The 23,220-nt window shown below is 66.2% G+C and carries 20 protein-coding genes and 1 tRNA gene; 6 read left to right on the forward strand and 15 right to left on the reverse strand.

Annotated features, from left to right (window positions below; genetic code table 11):
• Nucleotides 1-9: 9 nt before the first annotated feature.
• The 3 genes from EJO66_RS16035 to EJO66_RS16045 are packed head-to-tail and all read right to left on the reverse strand — an operon-like array spanning nucleotide 10 to nucleotide 4,055.
• A complete protein-coding gene (locus tag EJO66_RS16035) occupies nucleotides 10-648 on the reverse strand; it encodes a LysE family translocator (RefSeq protein ID WP_124959568.1) in 639 nt (212 codons plus the stop codon).
• 25 nt (nucleotides 649-673) lie between these two features.
• Nucleotides 674-2,020 carry an amino-acid N-acetyltransferase gene (gene argA, locus EJO66_RS16040; protein WP_012747826.1) on the reverse strand — a complete coding sequence of 449 codons (1,347 nt, stop codon included), beginning with the start codon at nucleotides 2,018-2,020 and terminating at the stop codon, nucleotides 674-676.
• Nucleotides 2,021-2,060: 40 nt separating this feature from the next.
• A complete protein-coding gene (locus EJO66_RS16045; RefSeq protein WP_125965586.1) occupies nucleotides 2,061-4,055 on the reverse strand; it encodes an AAA family ATPase in 1,995 nt (664 codons plus the stop codon).
• 477 nt (nucleotides 4,056-4,532) lie between these two features.
• On the opposite strand from EJO66_RS16045, the gene hrpA reads away from it, so the two are divergent.
• On the forward strand, nucleotides 4,533-8,321 hold the full coding sequence (hrpA, locus tag EJO66_RS16050) for an ATP-dependent RNA helicase HrpA (protein ID WP_240648592.1): 3,789 nt from the start codon (nucleotides 4,533-4,535) through the stop codon (nucleotides 8,319-8,321).
• Between the two features lie 69 nt (nucleotides 8,322-8,390).
• Here hrpA and EJO66_RS16055 read toward each other — a convergent pair whose 3' ends face one another.
• From EJO66_RS16055 to lptF, 6 genes are all read right to left on the reverse strand, one after another.
• A complete protein-coding gene (locus tag EJO66_RS16055) occupies nucleotides 8,391-8,549 on the reverse strand; it encodes a DUF3309 family protein (RefSeq protein WP_124959571.1) in 159 nt (52 codons plus the stop codon).
• Between the two features lie 135 nt (nucleotides 8,550-8,684).
• The gene (locus EJO66_RS16060) at nucleotides 8,685-9,860 is read right to left on the reverse strand and encodes a pyridoxal phosphate-dependent aminotransferase (protein ID WP_125965588.1); all 1,176 of its coding nucleotides are present in this window, start codon (nucleotides 9,858-9,860) and stop codon (nucleotides 8,685-8,687) included.
• Between the two features lie 32 nt (nucleotides 9,861-9,892).
• The gene (locus EJO66_RS16065) at nucleotides 9,893-10,834 is read right to left on the reverse strand and encodes a CysB family HTH-type transcriptional regulator (RefSeq protein ID WP_012747830.1); all 942 of its coding nucleotides are present in this window, start codon (nucleotides 10,832-10,834) and stop codon (nucleotides 9,893-9,895) included.
• Between the two features lie 63 nt (nucleotides 10,835-10,897).
• The gene (locus EJO66_RS16070) at nucleotides 10,898-11,272 is read right to left on the reverse strand and encodes a sirohydrochlorin chelatase (RefSeq protein WP_125965589.1); all 375 of its coding nucleotides are present in this window, start codon (nucleotides 11,270-11,272) and stop codon (nucleotides 10,898-10,900) included.
• Between the two features lie 6 nt (nucleotides 11,273-11,278).
• A complete protein-coding gene (gene lptG / locus EJO66_RS16075) occupies nucleotides 11,279-12,388 on the reverse strand; it encodes an LPS export ABC transporter permease LptG (protein ID WP_124959574.1) in 1,110 nt (369 codons plus the stop codon).
• A complete protein-coding gene (gene lptF / locus EJO66_RS16080; protein WP_124959575.1) occupies nucleotides 12,385-13,524 on the reverse strand; it encodes an LPS export ABC transporter permease LptF in 1,140 nt (379 codons plus the stop codon). The genes lptG and lptF overlap by 4 nt, the downstream gene beginning before the upstream one ends.
• A 21-nt stretch (nucleotides 13,525-13,545) precedes the next feature.
• Here lptF and EJO66_RS16085 point away from each other — a divergent pair, with 21 nt between their 5' ends.
• From EJO66_RS16085 to EJO66_RS16100, 4 genes are all read left to right on the forward strand, one after another.
• Entirely contained in the window at nucleotides 13,546-15,081 is a 1,536-nt protein-coding gene (locus EJO66_RS16085) for a leucyl aminopeptidase (RefSeq protein WP_125965590.1), read from the forward strand.
• Nucleotides 15,078-15,521, forward strand: a complete 444-nt coding sequence (locus EJO66_RS16090; RefSeq protein ID WP_125965591.1) for a DNA polymerase III subunit chi — start codon at nucleotides 15,078-15,080, stop codon at nucleotides 15,519-15,521. The genes EJO66_RS16085 and EJO66_RS16090 overlap by 4 nt, the downstream gene beginning before the upstream one ends.
• Nucleotides 15,521-15,928: a hypothetical protein gene (locus EJO66_RS16095; protein ID WP_124959578.1), complete on the forward strand. Its 408-nt coding sequence runs from the start codon at nucleotides 15,521-15,523 to the stop codon at nucleotides 15,926-15,928. Before EJO66_RS16090 ends, EJO66_RS16095 begins: the two co-directional genes overlap by 1 nt.
• Nucleotides 15,929-16,063: 135 nt before the next feature.
• The gene (locus EJO66_RS16100) at nucleotides 16,064-17,269 is read left to right on the forward strand and encodes a branched-chain amino acid ABC transporter substrate-binding protein (RefSeq protein WP_124959579.1); all 1,206 of its coding nucleotides are present in this window, start codon (nucleotides 16,064-16,066) and stop codon (nucleotides 17,267-17,269) included.
• A gap of 89 nt (nucleotides 17,270-17,358) precedes the next feature.
• Here the strand turns inward: EJO66_RS16100 and EJO66_RS16105 are convergent, their stop codons facing one another.
• From EJO66_RS16105 to EJO66_RS16125, 5 genes are all read right to left on the reverse strand, one after another.
• Nucleotides 17,359-17,751 (reverse strand): response regulator, encoded by a 393-nt coding sequence (locus tag EJO66_RS16105; protein ID WP_124959580.1) that lies wholly within the window; start codon nucleotides 17,749-17,751, stop codon nucleotides 17,359-17,361.
• Nucleotides 17,752-17,850: 99 nt separating this feature from the next.
• Nucleotides 17,851-18,207 carry a hypothetical protein gene (locus EJO66_RS16110; protein ID WP_125965592.1) on the reverse strand — a complete coding sequence of 119 codons (357 nt, stop codon included), beginning with the start codon at nucleotides 18,205-18,207 and terminating at the stop codon, nucleotides 17,851-17,853.
• Nucleotides 18,208-18,409: 202 nt separating this feature from the next.
• A tRNA-Ser gene (locus tag EJO66_RS16115) sits at nucleotides 18,410-18,500 on the reverse strand.
• Between the two features lie 24 nt (nucleotides 18,501-18,524).
• A complete protein-coding gene (locus EJO66_RS16120) occupies nucleotides 18,525-19,454 on the reverse strand; it encodes an SPFH domain-containing protein (RefSeq protein ID WP_012747840.1) in 930 nt (309 codons plus the stop codon).
• Between the two features lie 27 nt (nucleotides 19,455-19,481).
• Complete coding sequence (locus tag EJO66_RS16125; RefSeq protein ID WP_124959582.1) at nucleotides 19,482-19,907, reverse strand: NfeD family protein; 426 nt, start codon at nucleotides 19,905-19,907, stop codon at nucleotides 19,482-19,484.
• 108 nt (nucleotides 19,908-20,015) lie between these two features.
• Here EJO66_RS16125 and EJO66_RS16130 point away from each other — a divergent pair, with 108 nt between their 5' ends.
• Nucleotides 20,016-22,319: an arginine/lysine/ornithine decarboxylase gene (locus tag EJO66_RS16130; protein WP_124959583.1), complete on the forward strand. Its 2,304-nt coding sequence runs from the start codon at nucleotides 20,016-20,018 to the stop codon at nucleotides 22,317-22,319.
• A gap of 34 nt (nucleotides 22,320-22,353) precedes the next feature.
• On the opposite strand, the gene EJO66_RS16135 is transcribed toward EJO66_RS16130, so the two are convergent.
• Nucleotides 22,354-23,205, reverse strand: a complete 852-nt coding sequence (locus tag EJO66_RS16135; RefSeq protein WP_124959584.1) for a DNA ligase — start codon at nucleotides 23,203-23,205, stop codon at nucleotides 22,354-22,356.
• Nucleotides 23,206-23,220 lie beyond the last annotated feature (15 nt).

Consider the following 23,220-nt stretch of genomic DNA (forward strand, 5'->3'; position numbering starts at 1 on the left):
TGGCAGGCGTCAGGCCGCGCTGCGCCGGTAGAGGGCCAGCGAGCCCGCCAGCGCCAACAGCATGCCGCCGCAGGCGCGATCGATCCAGCGCGTGGCCGATACCGTGAGCACCCGGATCGCGCGGGCTCCGAGGAAGGCATAGCCCAGCATCACCAGCGTGTCGAGGCCCGCGAAGATCAAGGCAATGATCAGGTACTGCGGCGCCTGCGCGGCCGCCGGATCGATGAACTGCGGCAAGAGCGCAGAGCAGAAGATGTAGCCCTTGGGGTTGGTCACCGCCACCAGGAAGGACTTGAAGAAGATGCGCCGGCTTTCGCCCGCCGTGACCGAGGCGGCAGAGTCGGCATCCGGCAGCTTGAAGCCGCCCCTGGAGCGCAGCATGCGCAGCCCGAGCCACGCCAGGTAGACGGCGCCCACCCACTTGAGCATCGAGAACCAGAACTCCGAGGCCGCGAGCAGCGCACCAAGCCCGAGCGCCACGGCGCCGACCAGCACGAAGTCGGACAGCACCGCGCCGAGCATGCCCGGCAGCGCCCGGCGCACGCCGTGGCGGGAGCCGTTGCTCAGCGCCAGCAGCACCGTGGGACCGGGTGTGGCGATGGCGGTGAAGGCGACGAGGGCGAACAGCAGGGCGGTGGCGAGCGTCATGGCGGCGGGCGTCCTTTTTTCGGGTTCAGATTTTCTTGACCAGCACCTGGCTCTTGCGGTCCCAGTTGTACTTGCGCTTGCGGGCTTCGGGCAGCCAGTCGGGGTTGACCTGCTGGAAGCCGCGCTTGAGGAACCAGTGCATGGTGCGCGTGGTGAGCACGAAGATGCTTTCCAGGCCCATGGCCTTGGCGCGGTGCTCGATGCGCTTGAGGATGCGTTCGCCATCGCCCTGCGACTGCGACTGGGGCGAGACGGTCAGCGCGGCCATCTCGGCGGTCTTTGCCTCGGGGTAGGGGTAGAGCGCCGCGCAGCCGAAGATCACGCCGTCGTGCTCGATGACCGTGTAGTGGCCCACGTCGCGCTCGATCTCGGTGCGGTCGCGCTTGACCAGCGTGCCGTCGCGCTCGAAGGGCTCGATCAGCTGCAGGATGCCGCCGATGTCGTCGACCGTGGCTTCGCGCAGGCTCTCGAGCTTCTCGTCGATCACCATGGTGCCGACGCCGTCGTGCACATAGACCTCGAGCAGGAGCGCGCCGTCCAGCGCGAACGGCAGGATGTGGTTGCGCTCCACGCCGCCCTTGCAGGCCTTCACGCAATGCTGCAGGTAGAAGGCGGTGTCGGTGGGCTTTTGCGGCGGCGGCAGCGACGCCAGCAGCTTCTCGGCCGCGGCGAGCGGCAGCTCGGTGTCGATGGGGTTGTCTTCGCTCTCCGGCAATTCGCTGTCGATGCGGATGCCCGGGATCTCGGTCAGGAAGATCAGCTTGTCGGCCTGGATGGAGATGGCCACGCTGGTGGCCACTTCTTCCATCGTCAGGTTGAAGGCCTCGCCGGTGGGCGAGAAGCCGAAGGGCGACATCAGCACCATGGCGCCGAAGTCGAGCGTGCGGCGGATGCCCACGGCATCGACCTTGCGCACCAGGCCCGAATGCTTGAAGTCCACGCCGTCGACCACGCCCACGGGGCGCGCGGTGATGAAGTTGCCCGAGATCACGCGCACCGTCGATCCGGCCATCGGCGTGTTCGGCAGGCCCTGGCTGAAGGCGGCCTCGATTTCGTAGCGCAGCTGGCCGGCGGCTTCCTGCGCCGAATCGAGCGCCACCTCGTCGGTGATGCGGATGCCGTGCGAATAGCGCGCTTCGTGCCCCTTGGCCGCGAGCTGCTCGTTGACCTGCGGACGGAAGCCGTGCACCAGCACGATCTTGACGCCCATGCTCTGGATCAGCGCCAGATCCTGCGCAATGTTCTGCAGCTTGCCCGCCGCGATCGCCTCGCCTGCCAGCGCGACCACGAAGGTCTTGCCGCGGTGCGTGTGGATGTAGGGCGCGACCGAGCGGAACCAGGGCACGAAGGTGAAGTTGAAAACGGTGGACATGGAGCGTGATTGTGCATTCTTGGAGGGTGATTGGTGCGGCTCAGGCCATCGCGCGCAGCAGCCCGGCGGCGCGGGTGGCCGCGCCAGGGCCGGCGCCGGGCTCGGGCGGCACCGGGCCGTCCATTCTTCGGGCCTTGAAAGTGGCCAGCAGGGCGGCGTAGGCGTCGGTCGAATCGCCTGCCTCGGCGGGCAGGTCGAGCATTTCGGCCAGCTGCGCCGGCGCCACCGAGCCTTCGCGCGCCAGGGCGTCCACCACGGCCATGAAGGCCGGCGCGTGCGCCTCGAGCAGCGCCAGCGCTCGCGCATGCTCCTGTGCCAGCAGCGCCTCGATTTCAGGGTTGGTGGCTTCCAGGTCGGTGTTGAGGTTGTCCTCGGCGTCGTTGGCCACGTCGGTGCGGCTCAGCCGCGTGCCGAAGGCGAAATGGCGCACGTACTGCGCGGCGTAGGCGGTGGCCTGGCGGAAATCCTGCGAGGCGCCCGAGGTGCAGGCCTGCGCACCGAACACCATCTGCTCGGCCGCGCGGCCCGCCAGGCTCACGCAGATGCGGTCGCGCAGGTTCTGCCGGGACCAGGCCTTGCGCTGCTCGTAGCTGTTGTAGCCGCCTTCGAAGGACGCGACGTTGATCTTGATCTCCTGCGGCGCGCGGCCGAAGAGCAGGCCATAGGCCACGCCATGGCCCGCCTCGTGAACCGCGAGCAGGGCGCGGAAGTCCTCGTTCGAGCGCTTCTTGAGCTGGTTGAGCTCGAGCGTGACCGGGAAGCGGCGCTGCGCCTTGCCCTTGCCTTTTCGATACCGCGCCACGATGCAGGACTTGTCCGCCGCCGTTTCCAGCGACAACCACACCGGCTCGCCGCCGCCCGCGCCTTGCTCCAGCGCCCAGAGCGCAGCGTTGACCAGCGTCGCGCTCAGGATCGCGTGGATCGACGAGAACAGCGGGCGCGTGCCCTGCGCCGGAAAGACCGCGTTGGCATAGATCTGCTCGTACATGCTCGACTCGAGCATGAAGCGCACGCCCGAGCTCTGGCGGATGTCTTCGACGTAGCGGTCGCAGATCGACAGGATCAGCTGCACATAGGTGGCCCGGCTGAACGAGGGATAGATGACGTGGTTGTTGCCCAGCCGCGCAATCTGCTCGGGCTTGAAGCGTTCGGCCAGTGCCTTCTTGACGTCGATCAGCGAGAGCTTCTTCGTCAGCGCATGGAAGATGTCGGCGTCGGTGTCGCAGTCTTCCACGCGGCGCGCGGTCTCGGCATACATCTCGTCGAGGTTGCCCGAGACGAACACCAGCAGCTTGCTGTAGTCGGTTTCCCAGCTCTGCTGCGAGTCGCGGAAGGCGCGCAGCCGCGCATGCACCTCGGCCGGCTTCCAGGCCATGATCTGCAGCAGCGTCTCGGGCAGCTTGAGGCAGCGCTTGACCTCCTGCGCTTCCCAGGGGGAGAGGTGCAGCTTTCGCTTCTTCGCCTTCTTCTTGTCGGCCGGGCCGTCGCGGTCCTGCTCGTACTCGGCCTGGGCGAGCGAGGACTCGATCTCGCCGAGCATCGACAGCGCCGGCGGCAGCCGGCCATCGGACAGCAGCGCCCACACGTCCTGGTAGCGCTCGACCTTGGCGTCGTGGCCATTGCCGTCGAGCGTGCGAAAACGCTGGAACTCGTCGAGCACCAGGATGCCCGGCGTGCCTTCGTCGATGCCCGATTCGGCCAACATGGCCGAAATCGAACCCCGGCTGCCATAGCCCGAGCCGTGGCTGAAGCCGTCCATCTGCACCTCGATGAAGCGGTCGTAGAAACCCAGGTGCTGCGCGAGCCTGCGTACCAGCTGCGTCTTGCCGGTGCCCGTGAGGCCCCAGAGGCACACGATGACCGGCCGGCTGATGAGTTGCGGCAACACGTACCAGGCGCGCAGCGAATCGATCACGCGATCGATGATGTCGTCGATGCCGAAGAGCTCGGTCTTGAGCGCCTGGGCCACCGCCTGCAGGTGGCGCGTCCGCTCGGACAGCGCTGCATGCAGGCCTGAATGAATGTCGTTGGACATGGAATTCTTGAGAAAATAAAACCGGAATGAAGAAGCTGCCGCTTCCTCGCGGCGAGGAGGCGGCAAATACAGACGTTGCGGGAGGTCGGTTGCTGCGCTTCGGTCCTGGAAGCGAGCAGGCGTCCGTTGCAACGGACGCGCGGGCTTCTTCTTCAGGCCGGACGCGGCAGCTCGACCCCGCCATGCACCGAGGCATGGCTTGCGCGGCGGCTGCGCAAAGTGGGGGAGGCGAGGAAGGAGGTCATGGCCGCGATCCTAGCGGCCGGGCCCGCTGAAGTAAAGACTATTTACTTTGCGTGTGGCGCAATGGCCGCGCATTGTGGGAGGCGTGCAACAGCGGCGGCGCCCCCCGATAATGTGCGGTTTGCCTGCTGCGCTTCCCGAACAGCCTTCCCCTTGACGACCACGACACCTTCCGCCTCCTTGCGCATCGACTTTCCCGAATCGCTTCCGGTCTCCGGCCGGCGCGATGAAATCATGGCCGCCATCGCGGCGCACCAGGTGGTGATCGTCTGCGGCGAAACAGGCTCGGGCAAGACCACCCAGTTGCCGAAGATCGCGCTGGCGCTCGGCCGCGGCAAGCTCAATGCGCCGCCGGGCCAGGGCCGGCTCATCGGCCATACGCAGCCGCGTCGCATTGCCGCCAGCTCGGTGGCCAAGCGCATCGCCGAAGAGCTGAAGACGCCGCTGGGCGACGTGGTCGGATTCAAGGTGCGCTTCCAGGACCGGCTGAGCCGCGACGCATCGGTCAAGCTCATGACCGACGGCATCCTGCTGGCCGAGACGCAGACCGATCCGCTGCTCAAGGCCTACGACACGCTGATCATCGACGAGGCGCACGAGCGCTCGCTGAACATCGACTTCCTGCTTGGCTACCTGCGCGAGATCCTTCCGCGCCGGCCCGACCTGAAGGTGATCGTGACCTCGGCCACCATCGACGCCGAGCGCTTCGCACAGCATTTCGCCTCGGCGAAAGGCCCTGCACCGACGATCATGGTTTCCGGCCGTACCTTCCCGGTCGAGCAGCGCTACCGGCCCTTCGAGGAGTCGCGCGAGCACGACCTGAACGACGCCATTGCCGATGGCGTCGACGAGCTCTGGCGCGATCCGCACAACGCGGGCGACATCCTGGTCTTCCTGCCAGGCGAGCGCGAAATCCGCGAGGCGGCCGACCACCTGCGCCGCCATCTGAGCCATCAGCCGCTATTTCGCAACGCGGAGGTGCTGCCGCTGTTCGCGCGCTTGTCGGGCCCCGAGCAGGACCGCATCTTCGACGGCCACACCGGCCGGCGCATCGTGCTGGCCACCAATGTGGCGGAAACCTCGCTCACGGTGCCGGGCATCCGCTACGTGATCGACACCGGCACGGCGCGTGTGAAGCGCTACAGCTTCCGCAGCAAGGTCGAGCAGCTGCTGGTCGAGCCGATCAGCCAGGCTGCGGCCAACCAGCGCGCCGGCCGCTGCGGCCGCGTGGCCAACGGCATCTGCATCCGGCTTTATGACGAGAAGGATTTCGAAGGCCGGCCGCGCTTCACCGATCCCGAGATCCTGCGCTCGTCGCTCGCGGGCGTGATCCTGCGCATGAAGTCGCTGCGGCTGGGCGACGTGGCGCGCTTTCCGTTTCTCGAGGCGCCTTCGCCGCGCGCAATTGCCGACGGCTACCAGCTGCTCAACGAGCTCGGCGCGGTCGACGACACCAACGAACTCACGGCCACGGGCACCGAACTCGCCAGGCTGCCGCTCGATCCGCGCGTGGGCCGGATGATTCTGGAGGCCCGCACGCGCGGCGCGCTCGAAGAGGTGCTGATCATCGCGTCGGCGCTCAGCGTGCAGGACGTGCGCGACCGGCCGATGGAAGCGCAACAGCAGGCCGACCAGGCGCACTCGAAGTTCGACGACGAGAAGAGCGAGTTCAGCGGCTACCTGCGGCTGTGGAAATGGATTGCCGATGCGCGCGGCGGCCATGGAGACACCCACAAGCTCAGCAACCGGCAGTACGAGCAGCTGCTGCGCCAGAACTTCATCAACATCCGCCGCGTGCGCGAATGGCGCGATATCCATTCGCAGCTGCTCACGGTCGTGACCGAGCACAAGTGGCGCATCAATGCCGAGCCGGCGGGCTACGAGCCGCTGCACCTGTCGATGCTCGCGGGCCTGCTCGGCAACGTCGGCTGGAAGCTGGAGGACGACGAGGCGTACCTGGGTGCGCGCGGCATCAAGTTCTACAAGCATCCGGGCGCGCATCTGAAGAAGAAGCCCGGTCGCTGGATCGTTGCGGCCGAGCTGGTCGAGACCACGCGGCTCTTCGGCCGCGGCATCGCCAACATCGAACCGCAGTGGCTCGAGCAGGTGGCCGGCCACCTGCTGAAGAAGCAGCTGCTCGATCCGCACTGGGAGAAGAAGGGCGCGCAGGTCTCGGCGCTGGAGCGTGCAACGCTCTACGGCCTCGTGGTGTACAGCGGGCGCCGGGTCGATTTCACCAAGGTCGACCCGGTCGCGGCACGCGAGATCTTCATCCGCGAAGCGCTGGTCGGCGGGCAGTGGGAGAGCAAGTTCCCGTTCCTTGCGGCCAACCGCAAGCTGGTGCGCGAGGTCGAAGGGCTGGAGCACAAGGCGCGCCGGCAGGACGTGCTGGTCGACGACGAGCTGATCTTCGCCTTCTACGACGCGCAGCTGCCCGCCGACGTGGCCAGCGGCATCAGCTTCGAGAACTGGTACCGGCATGCCTCCAGGGAGCAGCCGCGCCTGCTTTTCCTCACGCGCGAGGAGCTGATGCGCCACCAGGCGGCGGGCATCACCACGCAGTCCTTTCCGCCCACGCTGCGGCTGGGCGGCGTCGACTGCGCGGCAAGCTACCTGCACGAACCTGGCGACGCGAAGGACGGGCTTACGGCCAGCGTGCCGCTCTTCGTGCTCAACCAGGTGAGCGAAGAGCGCTGCGAATGGCTGGTGACGGGCATGCTCAAGGACAAGATCCAGGCGCTGCTCAAGAGCCTGCCGCAGCGCCCGCGCTCGCGGCTGGTGCCGCTGCCCGAGTCGGCGGCCAGGCTGGCGGAAGAACTCTCGGCGCCCGAGGTCTTCGGCCATGGCTCGCTGACCGACGTACTGCTCAAGCGCGTGCGGGACGCAACCAGCATCGACGTCAAGCGCGCTGACTTCAAGTTCGACATGCTGCCGCCGCATTTGTTCATGAACCTGCGCATCGTGGACGAGCATGGTCGCCAGCTCGGCATGGGGCGCAGCCTGGGCGCGCTCAAGGCCGAGCTGGGCGCGCAGGCGCGCGGCGCTTTCCAGGCCCTGGCCGGCCTCAATGTCAAGGCTTCGGCGGATCGCAAGCCGGCCGATGCCGCCGAGGGACGCGGGCAGGCAAAGGGCAACGCCGCCGCGCCGGCCCCCGCCGCGCCCAGCCTGCCCGCCGGCCAGCGCTACACGAACTGGAGCTTCGGCGAACTGCCCGAGCTGATGGAAGTGCGGCGCGGATCGCAGTCGCTGATCGGATTTCCGGCGCTGCGCGACGAAGGCGATGCCGTCACCATCGAGGTGTTCGACGAGCCCGCCGTGGCGGCCGCCAAGCATCGCGCCGGGCTGCGCCGCCTGTTCGCGCTGCAGCTGAAGGACGCGCTCAAGTATCTGGAGAAGAACATCCCCGACCTGCAGAAGATGGCCGTGGCCTACATGCCGCTGGGTACCTCCGAGGAACTGCGCACGCAGATCATCGACGTGGCGATCGACCGGGCCTTCCTGCAGGAGCCGCTGCCCACCGACGAGTTCGCGTTCAAGCGCCGCCTCGAAGAAGGCCGCGGCCGGCTCACGCTGATCGCCAACGAGGTGGCGCGCCTGGCCTCGGCCATCCTGGCCGAGTACGCGGCGGCCGCGCGCAAGATCAAGGACACGAAGATCCAGCCCGAAGCCGTGCAGGACGCCGCGCAGCAGCTGCAGCGCCTGGTCGGCAAGCGGTTCATTGCGGACGCGCCGTGGACGCAGCTGCAGCATTTCGCGCGCTATCTCAAGGCCATCGTGCTGCGGCTGGACAAGCTGCGCAGCGACCCCGCGCGCGATGCTGCCAAGCTGGCCGAGCTGCGGCCGCAGGAGCAGCGCTATTGGCGGCTGGTGGCCGAGCGCAAGGGGGTGGTGGACGAGCGCATGCTCGAGTTCCGCTGGCTGCTCGAGGAGCTTCGCGTGAGCTTCTTCGCGCAGGAGCTGCGCACGCCGCAGCCGGTCAGCATCAAGCGGCTGGACAAGGCCTGGACCCAGTTGCAGGCCTGATTGGCGGGCAGCAAAAAAGAAGCCCGCTTTTCGCGGGCTTCCTTCAGGTGCAGGAACCGTCGGGCAGCGTCATATGCGGCCCATGAGCACCAGGATGATGATGATCAGCAGGACCAGGCCCAGCCCGCCGCTGGGCCAGTAGCCCCAGCTCCGGCTGTAGCCCCAGCTCGGCAGCGCACCGATCAGAAGCAATATCAGAACGATCAGCAGAATGAACGAGAGGGACATGCGTTTCTCCTGGGCCTTGTTATTACGAGATCCATGCTCGATGCCAGGAGACCCGCGGCACGCCGGATAGCCGCTTCTTCGGTGGTCAGGGCTTTCCTACCGGTGTCGTCGGCATTCAAGCCGTTGCGAGCCCGTTCAAAGCCGTGCGAGCCGATCCAGCGCCGCCATCAGCGTCTCGTCCTTCTTGGCGAAGCAGAAGCGGACCACGCGCTGGTCGAAGCCATTGCCGTAGAAGGCCGACAGCGGAATCGCCGCCACGCCGATCTCGCGCGTGAGCCACAGGCAGAACTCGGCTTCTGACAGATCGCTCACCGCCGAGATGTCGACGCACTGGAAATAGCTGCCCTCGCTGCGCAGCAGCCTGAAGCGGGTCTTCTGGGCCAGGCCGGCTGCGAACAGGTCGCGCTTGCGCTGGTAGAAGGCAGGCAGCTCGAGGTAGGGCCCCGGCTCGGCCATGTACTGCGCGAGCGCGTGTTGCATCGGCGTGTTGACGGTGAACACGTTGAACTGGTGCACCTTGCGGAATTCGGCCATCAGCGGCGTGGGCGCGGCCACGAAGCCGACCTTCCATCCGGTGACGTGATAGGTCTTGCCGAAACTGCTCACGATGAAGCTGCGCGCCGCCAGGCCGGGGAAGCGCGCCACGCTCTCATGCTGCGCACCGTCGTAGACCATGTGCTCGTAGACTTCGTCGGCAATCACGAGGACGTCGGTCGGGGCCAGCAGCTCCTCGAGCTTGCGCATCTCGGCGGCGGTCCAGACCGTGGCGCTCGGGTTGTGCGGCGTGTTGACGATGATCGCCCGTGTGCGCGGAGTGAGCGCCGCGGCGATCTTGTCGAAGTCGGGGCGGAAGGTGCCCGGCACGAGCGGCACGCGCACCACGCGGCCGCCGGCCAGCTCGATGTTGGGCACGTAGCTGTCGTAGCAGGGCTCCAGAACGATCACCTCGTCGCCCGCGCGCACCACGGCAAGGATGGCGGTGATGATGGCCTGCGTCGCGCCGGCGGTGACGGTGATCTCGTCGGCGGCGCTGTAGGCATGGCCATAGAGCGCCGAGATCTTGCGCGCAATGGCTTCGCGCAATGCCGCAATGCCGGGCATCGGCGGGTACTGGTTGTGGCCCGCGGCCATGGCGGCCGTGACGTCTTCGAGCAGTTTCGGGTCGCAGTTGAAGTCGGGGAAGCCCTGGCCGAGGTTCACCGCGTTCTTTTCTGCCGCGAGCGCGGACATCACGGTGAAGATGGTAGTGCCCACGGCGGGCAGCTTGGTGGCGATCTCCGGGGTGTGGGGGGAGGAAGGAAGGGCGCTCATGGTGGTGCTCGAAATCGGAATCGGGGTCTGGATCAAAGTTCGTAGTCTTGCTGGTGGCCGCTCAGGGCCTTGGCGATCAGGTTGCGGTCGAGCCGGTCGGACAGCAGTTCGGCAAACTTGAAGACGAAGTTGCGCAGGTAGGCGCTGCGCTTGAACGCCACGCGCGCGATGTTCTGGCCGAAGACGTGGCCCATGGGGCGCACCACGAGATCGGCGTTCGATTCGTCGCGAACCGCCATCTCGGCCACGATGCCCACGCCGAGGCCCAGGCGTACGTAGGTCTTGATCACGTCGGAGTCGATGGCTTCGAGCGCGATGCGCGGCGTGAGCTTCTTCTGCGCAAAGGCATGGTCGATGCGCGTGCGGCCGGTGAACGAGGGGTGGTAGGTGATGATGGGTTCGTGCGCCAGGTCTTCGAGCGAGATGCGCTCCTTGGCCGCCAGCGGATGGTCCTTGGGCAGCACCAGCACGTGCTGCCATTCGTAGCAAGGCAGGGTCACGAGCTCGGTGTAGTCCGAGAGCGATTCGGTGGCAATGCCCACTTCGGCTATCTCGTCGATCACCATGCGTGCCACCTGGTCGGGCGAGCCCTGGTGCAGGCTCACGTTGACCTTGGGGTAGGCCTCGCGCAGCTTGGCCACCGGCACCGGCAGCACGTAGCGCGCCTGGGTGTGGGTGGTGGCGATCGAGAGGGTGCCGCTGTCCTGCGCGCTGAACTGCTCGCCGATGCGCTTGAGGTTGCCGACTTCGCGCATGATCAATTCGATGCTCGCGATGACGTGCTGGCCCGGTTCGGTGACCCGCTTCAGGCGCTTGCCATGGCGCGCAAAGATCTCGACGCCGAGCTCTTCCTCGAGTTCGATGATCGCCTTGGACACCCCCGGCTGCGAGGTGTGCAGCGCCTTCGCCGCCTCCGTCAGGTTCAGGTTGCGCCGCACGGCTTCCTGAACAAACTTGAATTGGTGCAGATTCATATCAAATTCCGTCTTATTGCGGAATTCATTATGCCTTCGGAGTCTATGGAAATTGCCGGAACTTCAAGATTTGCTTGCAATTCTGGCCAGCAGATCGACCAGTTCGGGCTCTTCCCCGACGATGCCGGCCAACTGGAAATCGACCTGTGGCCAGGCTTGGCGCAGCGCCTGCACCTGCAGCGGCAGGTCTTCGCGGGCATGCTTGCCCATGCCGAGGAAAAGCGGAACCACCCGGACCACCTTGGCGCCGCTGGCGACCAGGGCCGCGGCGGCCGTGCGCAGGTCGGGCGCTGCAAGCTCCATGTAGGCGCAGACCACGCGGGCCTGCGGATCCAGCGCCGTGACGCGCGCAGCCACGGCCTCGATGGGCTCGCGCCAGCGCTCGTCGCGCGAACCATGGGCCAGCAGCACGATGCCCCTTGCGTTTCCCGTCGCCATCGGCCGCTACCTTCGAAGCACCAGCCAGCTGAAGGCGGCAAGCGACATCACCGAATAGATGAGCCCGGGCGCTGCCGCCGTCAGCCATGGCGACCAGTTGCTCAGGTTGCCGAGGTAGCCGAAGACGTTGTTCAGCAGGAAGAAGCTGATGCCGATCATCACGCCGCCGAACACATAGGTGGTGATGCCGGCCTGGCGGAAGTGCAGGTAGGCGAAGGGCAGGGCGAGCACCACCATCACCAGGCACGAGAGCGGGTAGAAGACCTTGCGCCAGAACTGGATCTCGTAGCGCTGCGCGGTCTGGCCGTTGGCCTCCAGGTGCTGGATGTAGTCGAACAGGTCGATGGTGCCCATGCGGTCGGGCCGCAGCAGCGCCACCGACACCATTTCGCTGGTCAGCGTGGTCGGCCAGTCGAGCTGCGGCACCTTGGTGGTCACGATGCGGGCCTTTTCCGCGGAGGTGCGCGTCTCGTAGTCCTGCAGCTCGACGTCCGACAGCTGCCAGTGGTCGTCGAAGATGCGCGCCGAGGACGCGACGAGCTGCTTGCGCACATAGCCGTTGGCGTCGAATTCGAAGATGCGCGCATTCTTGAGCGAACCGTCGCGCGCGATGGACAGCACGTTGACGGCATAGGACACGTTCTCGCGCTTTTCCTTGAGCCATGCGCCCGTGTTGCCGACCAGCGAGTAGGAGCCCTGGTAGCGGGACTTGAGCAGCTGGCCGGTGCGCTCGGACGCCGGTGCGATGTAGTCGCCGATGGCAAAGGTCAGGAAGACGAAGCCCACGCCCAGCAGCAGCAGGGTGCGCAGGGCGCGCCACGGCCCCAGGCCGCTGGTGCGAAGGATGGTGTATTCCGAGCTTTGCGCAAGGCGCGCCATCACGAAGATGCAGCCGATCAGCACCGTGATCGGGAGCAGTTCGTAGAGGTGGCTCGGAATCAGCAGGGTCACGTAGATCAGTGCCTGCGCGGGGCCGTAGGCCAGGCTTTCGGGCCTGCCGATCGACTGCAGCTCGTCGACGAAGTCGAAGAAGAAGAACAGGCTCAGGAAGCCGAGGGTCACGAAAGCCACGGCCTTCAGTGCCTCGACATAGATCAGGCGTCGGATTGTTTTCACGAGGTCGGGTCGATTTTCGAGGGCGGCGAAGGCGGCAGGCCACCGGCCATGACGTGCTCGGTCCTGCGCCTGCGGCCCCAGTTGTTGTTGCGCAGGAACAGCCATGCAACGCCGATCAGCAGGACGCCGCCGTGCAGCAGCAGCATGAACGAGCCCATGCCGAAGCGCCCGGAACTGATCCAGCTCTGGCCCAGGTTGAGCATGTTGTAGTAGACGACGAAGGCGAACAGTGCGAACAGCAGGTTGCCGCTTCGCCCCACGCGCGGGTTGACGCTCGACACCGTGAGCGCCAGCAGCACGAAATTGATGGCCGCCAGCAGCATGCCGATGCGCCAGGCCAGTTCGCCGCGGCTGGCGTCGCCGGGCTCGCGCAGCAGCTGAAGCGTGGGCTTGGCACGCGCGGGCGTGTTGTCCGCGGAGAAGTCGGAGGTGCCGCCGGCCCGGGTGCCGTAGGTCTCGAATTCGCTGATCTTGAGCCCCGCGGTGGGCAGCAGCGGTCGTTCGAGCCGCTGCCCGTTGCTCAGCATCAGGAAGCGGTTGTTGCCGACATTCTCGATGCGTCCGCTGCGTGCCGAGGTCGTGATCTGCAGGCCGCGCTCGATCGCCCAGATGAACACATTGGTGGCCGTGGCGCCATCCGGCGTGTCCTTGTCGATGAAGAAGACCCGCATGCGCCCGGAGGATTCGCGGAATTCGCCCGGCGTGACCCGCTCGATGTCGCTGCGCCCTTCATATTGCGCCCGCATGCCGATGGTCTGCGAGTTGGCCCAGGGCCAGCCCAGCAGCGCCATGACCGCGATCAGCACCAACACCGGCCAGGCAAAGCGGAACAGCGGCTCGACGAAATCGGCCAGGCCCCGTCCGCTGGAAAACCAGATCACCATCTCGCTGTCGCGGTACATGCGCGACAAGGTCCCGACAATGGCGATGAACAGGCTCAGGCTCAGGATGGTCGGCATGTAGCCGAGCACCGTGTACGCCATCACGAGGAACACTTCGGACGGGTTCACGCTGCCCTTGGAGGCGAGCCCGAGCGTGCGGATGAGCATCATGGTCATCACGATCGTGACCAGGACCACGAGGGTCGCTCCGAAGCTGCGCGACAGCTCCTTGCGTAGGGAAGAATGGAATAACATCGTTCGAGGAAAAAAAGGATTATGGACTTTCAGCTCAAGACCCTCACCGTCGCCCGCGCCGCGGCCGAAAAATCCGACGTGCTGATCGTGCTCGTCGGCAGCGCCCCCCTCACGGCCAAGGACCCCCTGTCCGCGCTGATCGCCAGCGCCCGCAAGGCCGGTGACCTGCCTGACAAGGCCGGCAAGCTGCTCTCGCTCTACCATCCCGACGAGGTGGTGGCGTCTCGCGTGGTGCTGGCCGCCGTCGGCGACGGAAAGCCCGCCTCGGTGCGCAGTGGCGTCATTGCGGCGGTCAATGCGGCCAAGGCCTACGGGCCCAAGCGCGTGGTCATGATCTTCGCGCAAGAGGCCGATGGCACCGCCGTGGGCTGCGCCGTGGCCGCCGCCGCCGACGCCAGCTACGTCTACACCACCACCAAGGCAAAGACCTCGAACGGCGAGAACGGGCGCACCATCCGCCAACTGACGCTTGGCGTGGCCGATGCGGGAGCGGTGGGCAGGGCCTTCGACGAAGCCCGTGCCACCGTCTCCGGCATCGAGCTCGCAAAAGAGTGGGGCAACCGCCCCGGCAACTACTGCACGCCGACCCTGCTGGCGGAGGCCGCCAAGGGCCTGTCCAAGCTGCCGCGCATCAAATGTGAGGTGCTGGGGCCCAAGGAAGTGCAAAAACTCGGCATGGGCTCGTTCGCGGCCGTGGCGCAAGGCTCGGCCGAGCCGCTGCGCTTCATCGTGCTGCGCTATCAGGGCGGGCCCAAGGACCAGGCGCCCGTGGTGCTGGTCGGCAAGGGCATCACCTTCGACACCGGCGGCGTCTCGCTCAAGCCGGCGGCCGAAATGGATGAAATGAAGTTCGACATGTGCGGCGCGGCCAGCGTGCTGGGCACTTTCCGCGCCCTTGGAGAAATCCAGCCGGCCATCAACGTGGTGGGCCTCGTGCCTTCGTGCGAGAACATGAACGACGGCCGCGCGATCAAGCCCGGTGACGTGGTGACCAGCATGAGCGGCCAGACCATCGAAGTGCTCAACACGGATGCCGAGGGGCGGCTCATCCTGTGCGATGCGCTCACCTACGCCAAGCGTTTCGAGCCCGCGGCCGTGATCGACATCGCCACGCTCACCGGCGCCTGCGTGGTGGCGCTGGGCGGCGTGCGCAGCGGCCTGTTCACCAGCGACGATTCGCTGGCCGAGGCGCTCGAGGCGGCCGGCGAGCAATCGCAGGACCGCTGCTGGCGCCTGCCGCTGGACGACGAATACGCCGAAGGCCTGAAGAGCAACTTTGCCGATGTCGCCAATGTGGCCGGCCGCGCCGGCGGCGCCATCACCGCAGCCAAGTTCCTGCAACGCTTTGCCGGCGATTTCGTCTGGGCCCACCTGGACATCGCGGGCACGGCCTGGAAGAGCGGGGCGGCCAAGGGCTCGACCGGCCGACCGGTGGGCCTGCTGGTCTCCTATCTGATGGAACGCGCGCGCAGCGGCGCGGCCCAGGCGGCACCGCACAAGAAGGCGGCGCGCAAGGAGTCCGGCGCGGCCGCGCGCAAGGCCCGGTCCGTGCAGTGACGGAAATCGGCTTTCACTTCAATCTGCCGGACAAGGCGAACTACGCCTGCCGGCTGGTGCGCAAGGCCGTGAGCGTGCGCGGCTTGCGGGTGGTCGTGGTGGGCGAGCCGCAGATGCTGGAGGCGGTCGATGCGGCGCTCTGGCAGCTCTCGCCCTGCGACTTCATCGCGCATTGCCGCGGCGATGCCCAGCCTCACGTGGTGGCGCGCTCGCCGGTCATTCTTTGCGTTGAGGGCCTGGACGCCGCGGCACTGGCGCACCGGGAGATGCTGGTGAATCTGGGGCCGACGGTGCCCGTCGGCTTCGAGCGTTTCGAGCGCCTGGTCGACATCGTGAGCAACGAGGCCGACGACCGGCAGATCGGCCGTTCGCGCTGGCGCCACTATGCCGACCGCGGCTATTCGATCCAGCCGCACGACTTTGCAAGGAGCGCTTCCTGATGGCCAGCACGCTGCGTACGCCGCCCCGGTTCGTTCCCACGCTGACCACGGTGCTCGACCTGCCGGCCGAGCCCGTGGCCGCCGCCGAGGCGGCGACGCCCGCCAGCGCGCCGCCACCGGCGCTTGACCCCGCCGAAGCAGTGGCATTGCCTCCGGCCGAGCAGCGCTCCGAGGCCGAGATCGTCCGGCTCGAAGAGCAGCTGCTGCATCGCGTCCTGCAGCGCGTCGACCTGTCGTTGGAAGAGCGCCTGAGCGACACGGTCTCTGCCGCCGTGCAACAGCAACTCGATGCGATGGTGCCTCGGCTGCGAGAGGAAATCGAGGCCGTGCTGCGTGCTTTGGTGATCGAGGCCATGGCCGCCGAGCTCTCGGAAAACACAGGGTCTACGCCAGCTTCCGGCGCATAAAGCTTCAGCTAAACTGCGCGCCAGGTCGATCGGGCGGGAGGGTGCCGCTGGTCTGCGGCGCGAAACTTGCGAGGTCTTCGCGCCCGGATCACACGACCGGTTTTTAGTTTATTCATCAATGTTCTGGAGGTTCTCATGCAATTGAAATGGACTGCGGTCGCACTGGCTGCTCTCACGCTTGTGGCTTGCGGCAAGAAAGAAGAAGCTGCTGCGCCCGCCGCTCCGGCGCCCACGGCAGCGGCTCCCGCACCTGCAGCGCCTCCGGCAGACGCATTGATCGTCAAGATCGGCCACGTCGGCCCCACCAGCGGCGCCATTGCCCACCTGGGCAAGGACAACGAGTTCGGCGCCAAGATGGCCATCGAAGACCTCAATGCCAAGGGCCTCAAGATCGGCGACAAGGTTGCCAAGTTCGAACTGCTGGCAGAAGACGACGCCGGCGATCCGAAGCAAGGCACCGCAGTGGCCCAGAAGCTGGTCGACAGCAAGGTCAACGGCATCGTCGGCCACCTGAATTCGGGCACGACCATTCCTGCTTCCAAGCTCTACAGCGACGCTGGCATTCCGCAGGTCTCGCCGTCGGCAACCAACCCCAAGTACACGCGCCAAGGCTTCAAGACCACGTTCCGCGTGGTGGCCGACGACACGCAGCTCGGCGGCACGCTGGGCAAGTACGCCGTGGAAACGCTCAAGGGCAAGAACATTGCCGTGATCGACGACCGCACGGCCTACGGCCAGGGCGTTGCCGAAGAGTTCGAGAAGGCAGCCAAGGCCGCCGGCGCGACCATCGTCGGCCACGAATTCACCACCGACAAGTCGACCGACTTCAACGCCATCCTGACCAAGCTCAAGGCTGCCAAGCCCGACGTGCTGTTCTTCGGCGGCATGGACGCCGTTGGCGGCCCGATGCTCAAGCAGGTCAAGCAACTCGGCCTGAACGTCAAGTTCATGGGCGGCGACGGCCTGTGCACCGGCGAACTGCCGAAGCTGGCTGGCGATGCCATCGGCGAAGAGATGGTGGTTTGCGCTGAAGCCGGCGGTGTCGACGGCGACTTCAAGCAGCCGCTGGAAGACTTCAAGGCCAAGTTCAAGGCCAAGAACGGCGTGGAAGTGCAGATCTACGCACCGTACGTCTACGATGCGGTCAACGTGCTGGCCGAAGCCATGGTCAAGGCCGGCTCTGCCGATCCTGAAAAGTACCTGCCCGAAGTCGGCAAGGTGCAATACAAGGGCGTGACCGGCCCGATCGCCTTCGACGAAAAGGGCGACATCAAGAACGGCGCGCTGACGCTCTTCACCTACAAGGGTGGCGTGCGTACGCAGATCGCCGTGGTGCGCTGATCAATCAGCGGACGGTTGCGCGCTGTTCCAGGCGCGCAAAAGAGAAAAGGGCCTTCGGGCCCTTTTTTTGTGCCTGCCGGTCGCTCTTCTCAGGCCAGGGTTGCGAACCCCGAGGGCCGGTCGGTGTTGCAGTATTCGATGAAGGCGTCGAGATCGCGCGACTTGTCGAACACCGCATCGGCGCCCAGCGCTTCGCAGCGCGTGCGGATGTCGGCGGTGACGTAGTTGCTCAGCACGACGACGCGCTGGCCTGGACCGCGTGCCTTGCAGCCCGAGAGCACGCCCAGGCCGGAGCCTTCCTTCAGGAACAGGTCGACGATGAGCAGTTGCCAGTCATGGGGATGAAGGGCGAGCCAGGCGAGCGCATCCGTTTCGGTTTCGGCAAAGCCGACGACCTGGCCATTGACCAGATCTTCGAGGGCCGGGACCAGGTTGTCCCTGATGGTCTTGTTGTCCTCGACGAGGAACGTGATGAGGGCCATGCCGTGGTTTCGTTCTGAGAACCAATAGCGTAGCGTGCCGGACGCGGCCGCAGCGTAGGAGAAGGGATACGGACAGCGCGTTCTGGCGCGGCGCTGCGCTCAGTGCTTGTTGTCGGAGCGGATCCTTGCCTTGAGCTCTTCGGCCAGCGCCTGGCTTTCATCGCGCTCGGCCGTCACTTCGCGGCGCTTCTCGATTTCCTCGCTCAGCGCCGCGTTGACCTCGGCCAGCTTCTCGGCCGACCTGGCGAGCTTCGCCTCGAGCTGGCCCGTCTGCTCGATGGCCTGCGCCACTTCGCCAACCTGAACTTCGTCCGGAAGCTCCTGTTCGAGCACCGTGTTCACGACTGCGAGATTGTCCGAGGCCCGCTGCACATCGGCGGCCACTTCTTCGCTCTTCTTGAGCGTCTTGTCGAGCGACGTCTTGCCAGGTGGCGCGGTTTGGGGCTGTCCAGCCATCGAGGCTCCTCCTTTTGCAGGCTTTGAAAGTAAAACCTTTGGATGGTACCGCCAGACGAAGCGGGCCGGGCCAATCTCCCAGTTGCGCCAAGGCAACGCACTTTCCCAACAAAAAACCCATCAAGGCGTTTCTGCATTGATGGGTTTGATGTGGGTAAACATGCTGACGGGCTGGAAACCCGCATGAAACCTATGACTTCTCTGGCGGAGCAGGCGGGATTCGAACCCGCGGAGGGCTATTAACCCTCACACGCTTTCCAGGCGTGCGACTTAAACCGCTCATCCACCGCTCCTGAGCCTTCGATTGTAGCAGTCGCTCAGGCCGGATTCTGCGGCTTGCCGGCCTGGACCATGCGCATCGCGGAAGCGATGAGGGCGGCGGTTTCGGTCATGTTGCTCGGCACGATCAGCGTGGTCTTGGAATCGGCCGCGACCTTGCCGTAGGCGTCGACCGCGCGCTCGGCCACCTTGAGCTGCACGGCCTGTTCGCCGCCGGGCTGGCGGATCGCGGCTGCCACGCGTTCGATGGCGTCGGCCGTGGCGGTGGCCACTGCAGTGATGGCGGCGGCCTCGCCCTGGGCATTGTTGATCTGGGCCTGCTTCTCGCCTTCGGAGCGGGCGATGAAGGCCTCGCGCTCGCCGGTGGCGATGTTGATCTGCTCCTGGCGGCGGCCTTCGGAGGCGGCGATGAGGGCGCGCTTGCCGCGCTCGGCGGTGATCTGCGCCTGCATGGCCAGCAGGATTTCCTTGGGCGGCGTCAGGTCCTTGATCTCGTAGCGCAGCACCTTCACGCCCCAGTTGAGCGCGGCTTCGTCGATGGCCGCGACCACCTGCGCATTGATGACGTCGCGCTCCTCGAAGGTCTTGTCGAGCTCGAGCTTGCCGATCACGCTGCGCAGCGAGGTTTGCGCCAGCTGCGTCACGGCGACGATGTAGTTCGACGAGCCGTAGCTCGCGCGCATCGGGTCGGTCACCTGGAAGTACAGGATGCCGTCGACCTGCAGCTGGGTGTTGTCGCGCGTGATGCAGATCTGGCTCGGCACGTCGAGCGGGATTTCCTTCAGGCTGTGCTTGTAGGCGACCCGGTCGATGAACGGGATCAGGAAGTTGGGCCCGGGCGTCATGGTGCCGTGGTACTTGCCCAGGCGCTCGCGCACCCAGGCGTTCTGCTGCGGCACGAACTTGACCGACTGGCTGATGAAGATGATCGCAATGACCAGGATGATGATGGGTACCGAAAATTCCATGGTTTTCTCCTCTAGGGTTCTGTTTGATCAGGTCTTGTCGACCACGAGACGGCTGCCGACCACCTCGACCACGCGGTGTTCGCCTGTGGTGGGGGCCTGGCCCGCGCGCGGAACCACGGTCCACTGGGCGCCGCGGTAGCGAACGGTGGCGGTACCGTCAGGGTTCCATGCCTCGACGTGAATGATTTCGCCGATGTCCAGATTGACATCGCGGTTCGATGCCGTGGGCGCAGCGGCCGGGCGCCGGCGCTGGACCGCATACCAGACCAGGACTGCCCCCACGCCGACGACCGCCGCCACGACCAGTTGCGCGACGGTGCCGGCGCCCAGGTGCGCCGCAATGGCCGCCGCCGCAAAACCGGTCGCCAGCAGCAACAGGTAGACCGTGCCGGAAAGCAACTCCAGCACGACGGCGGCCCCCGCTATCAGCCACCAGATGGTGGAATTCGCCATGACTTCTCCTCTTTGGTGAATGCACGACATTCTGTGTCAAAACCTGACCCAATCCTTCATCCGAATTCCGTACACTTCGCGCCTCATTGCCTGTCCGGAGCCCTGCTCATGAAATTTCGCTTCCCCATCGTCATCATCGACGAGGACTTCCGCTCCGAAAACACTTCGGGCCTCGGCATTCGCGCGCTCGCGCAGGCCATCGAGACGGAGGGCTTCGAGGTGCTGGGCGTCACGAGCTACGGGGACCTGAGCCAGTTCGCGCAGCAGCAAAGCCGCGCCAGCGCCTTCATCCTGTCGATCGACGACGAGGAATTCACGGTCGGCCCCGACCTCGATCCCGCCGTGCTGAGCCTGCGCAGCTTCATCGGCGAGGTGCGCCGCAAGAACGCCGACGTGCCGATCTACATCTACGGCGAGACCAAGACCTCGCGCCACATCCCGAACGACATCCTGCGCGAGCTGCACGGCTTCATCCACATGTTCGAGGACACGCCGGAGTTCGTGGCGCGCCACATCATCCGCGAGGCCAAGAGCTACCTCGAAGGCGTGCAGCCGCCGTTCTTCAAGGCGCTGATCGACTACGCGGAAGACGGCTCGTACTCGTGGCACTGCCCGGGCCATTCGGGCGGCGTGGCGTTCCTGAAGAGCCCGGTGGGCCAGATGTTCCACCAGTTCTTCGGCGAAAACATGCTGCGCGCCGACGTCTGCAACGCGGTGGAAGAACTCGGCCAGCTGCTCGACCACACCGGCCCGGTGGCGGCCAGCGAACGCAATGCAGCGCGCATTTTCAACGCCGACCATTGCTTCTTCGTGACCAACGGCACCAGCACCAGCAACAAGATGGTCTGGCACCACACGGTGGCGCCCGACGACGTGGTGGTGGTCGACCGCAACTGCCACAAATCGATCCTGCACGCGATCATCATGACCGGCGCGATTCCGGTGTTCATGAAGCCCACGCGCAACCACTTCGGCATCATCGGCCCGATTCCGAAGAGCGAGTTCGAGCAGAGCGCCATCAAGGCCAAGATCAAGGCCAATCCGCTGCTCGCCGACGTGGACCCTGACAAGGTCAAGCCGCGCGTGATGACGCTCACCCAGTCGACCTACGACGGCGTGATCTACAACACCGAGACCATCAAGAACATGCTCGACGGCTACGTCGACACGCTGCACTTCGATGAGGCCTGGCTGCCGCATGCGGCCTTCCACCCGTTCTACGGCGCCTACCACGCGATGGGCAAGCGCCGCGTGCGGCCGAAGGAGTCGCTGGTGTTTGCCACGCAGTCGACCCACAAGCTGCTCGCGGGCATCAGCCAGGCCAGCCATGTGCTGGTGCAGGATTCGCAGAACCGTGCGCTCGACCGCGACCTCTTCAACGAGGCCTACCTGATGCACTCGTCGACCAGCCCGCAGTACGCGATCATCGCCAGCTGCGACGTGGCCGCGGCCATGATGGAGCCGCCCGGCGGCACCGCGCTGGTGGAGGAAAGCATCCTCGAGGCGCTCGACTTCCGCCGCGCGATGCGCAAGGTCGAAGCCGAGTTCGGCAAGGACGAATGGTGGTTCAAGGTCTGGGGCCCCGAGAAGCTCGTCGACGAAGGCATTGGCCGCGCCGAAGACTGGATCATGACGGGCGAGAAGAACGGCAAGCAGAGCAAGAACAAGAAGTCGCCGCGCAACTGGCACGGCTTCGGCGAACTGGCCGATGGCTTCAACATGCTCGACCCGATCAAGTCGACCATCGTGACGCCGGGCCTCGACCTCGAAGGCAACTTTGCCGAGACCGGCATTCCCGCGAGCGTGGTGACCAAGTTCCTGGCCGAGCACGGCGTGATCGTGGAGAAGACCGGGCTCTACAGTTTCTTCATCATGTTCACCATCGGCATCACCAAGGGCCGCTGGAACACGCTGCTCACGGCGCTGCAGCAGTTCAAGGACGACTACGCGCGCAACCAGCCGATGTGGCGCATCCTGCCGGAGTTCTGCCAGCAGCACCCGGGCTACGAACGCCTGGGCCTGCGCGACCTGTGCCAGCACATTCACCAGCTCTATGCACGCTACGACGTGGCGCGCCTGACGACCGAGATGTACCTGAGCGACCTCACGCCGGCCATGAAGCCGAGCGATGCCTTCGCCCACATTGCGCACCGCAAGACCGAGCGCGTGGAGATCGACGAGCTCGAAGGCCGCATCACCACGAGCCTGATCACGCCGTACCCGCCGGGCATTCCGCTCCTGATTCCGGGCGAGGTGTTCAACAAGAAGATCGTCGACTACCTCCGGTTCTCGCGCGAGTTCAACTCGCAGTGCCCGGGCTTCGAGACCGACATCCACGGCCTGGTGGCGCGCGTCGACGAAACCGGCAAGAAGCGCTACTACGCGGACTGCGTGGCCGCGTCGAAGCAGTAGGCGGCAAGGAAGCGGGGAGGGCGCGCGCCGCGCTTCAGGAGGGCCGGTCGCTGCGCACCCGCATGAAGCGCGCGAACCTGGGCAAGCCGCCCGGGTTGGTGCCGTTGTAGCGGTAGGTCACCCAGCTTCCGATAGCGGGCGGGTTCTCGCGCTCGGCGTCGGTCAGGCCGCTGCCGAGCTTGAAGCGCTTGCCCTCGGGAGTTTCGACCAGCAGTGCGCCCAACCGGCCGCTGTGCCGGCCTTTGCCGGGCACGTGCCCGACCACCCGGGCCTCGGCGTCGTCGTGGGTCTTGACCTTGAGCAGGTCGTTGTTGCGTTCGGCACGGTAGAGCGATCCGCCCCGGTGCAGCATCAGGCCTTCGCCGCCCATCTTCACGGTCTTGGCGAGCAGGGCCTGCAGCTCCGCATGGGTGGTTGCGCGCTCCTGCGGCACGGGCACCACCCACGGCGCATCGGTGATTGGCAGCAGTTTGCGCAGGACGGCCAGCCGCGCCGTGAAATCGCCGCCCTGGGCCGGGAGGTCGAACACCATGAAGCGCATGCCGTGCCAGGCGGTGTCGTTGGGCGTCTGGCTGCGCACGGTGGAAACCGCATGCGCGAACTGCCCTCTGCCGGCCCACAGTTCGCCGTCGAGCGGCTGCCTGGGCAGCGGCGCGATGAACCAGGCGGGCGCCACCACCGGTTCTCCGCCGCGCGTCCACAGCTGCTTGCCGTCCCAGTAGCCGCGCACGCCGTCGAATTTTTCGCTGACCCAGTAGTCGTCCAGCGACATGCCGGGGCGGTAGACCTCGGCCAGCATCAATGCCGGCGCGGCCTCGCGCGCGGCGGCCACGCGGGCCGCCAGCGCGCCGAGGCCGGCGAGCAGGAGGGAACGTCTGTTCAGCAAGAGGCCGCTGCCGAT

The sequence above is a fragment of the Variovorax beijingensis genome (assembly GCF_003951285.1).
GTDB classification, from domain to species: domain Bacteria; phylum Pseudomonadota; class Gammaproteobacteria; order Burkholderiales; family Burkholderiaceae_C; genus Variovorax; species Variovorax beijingensis.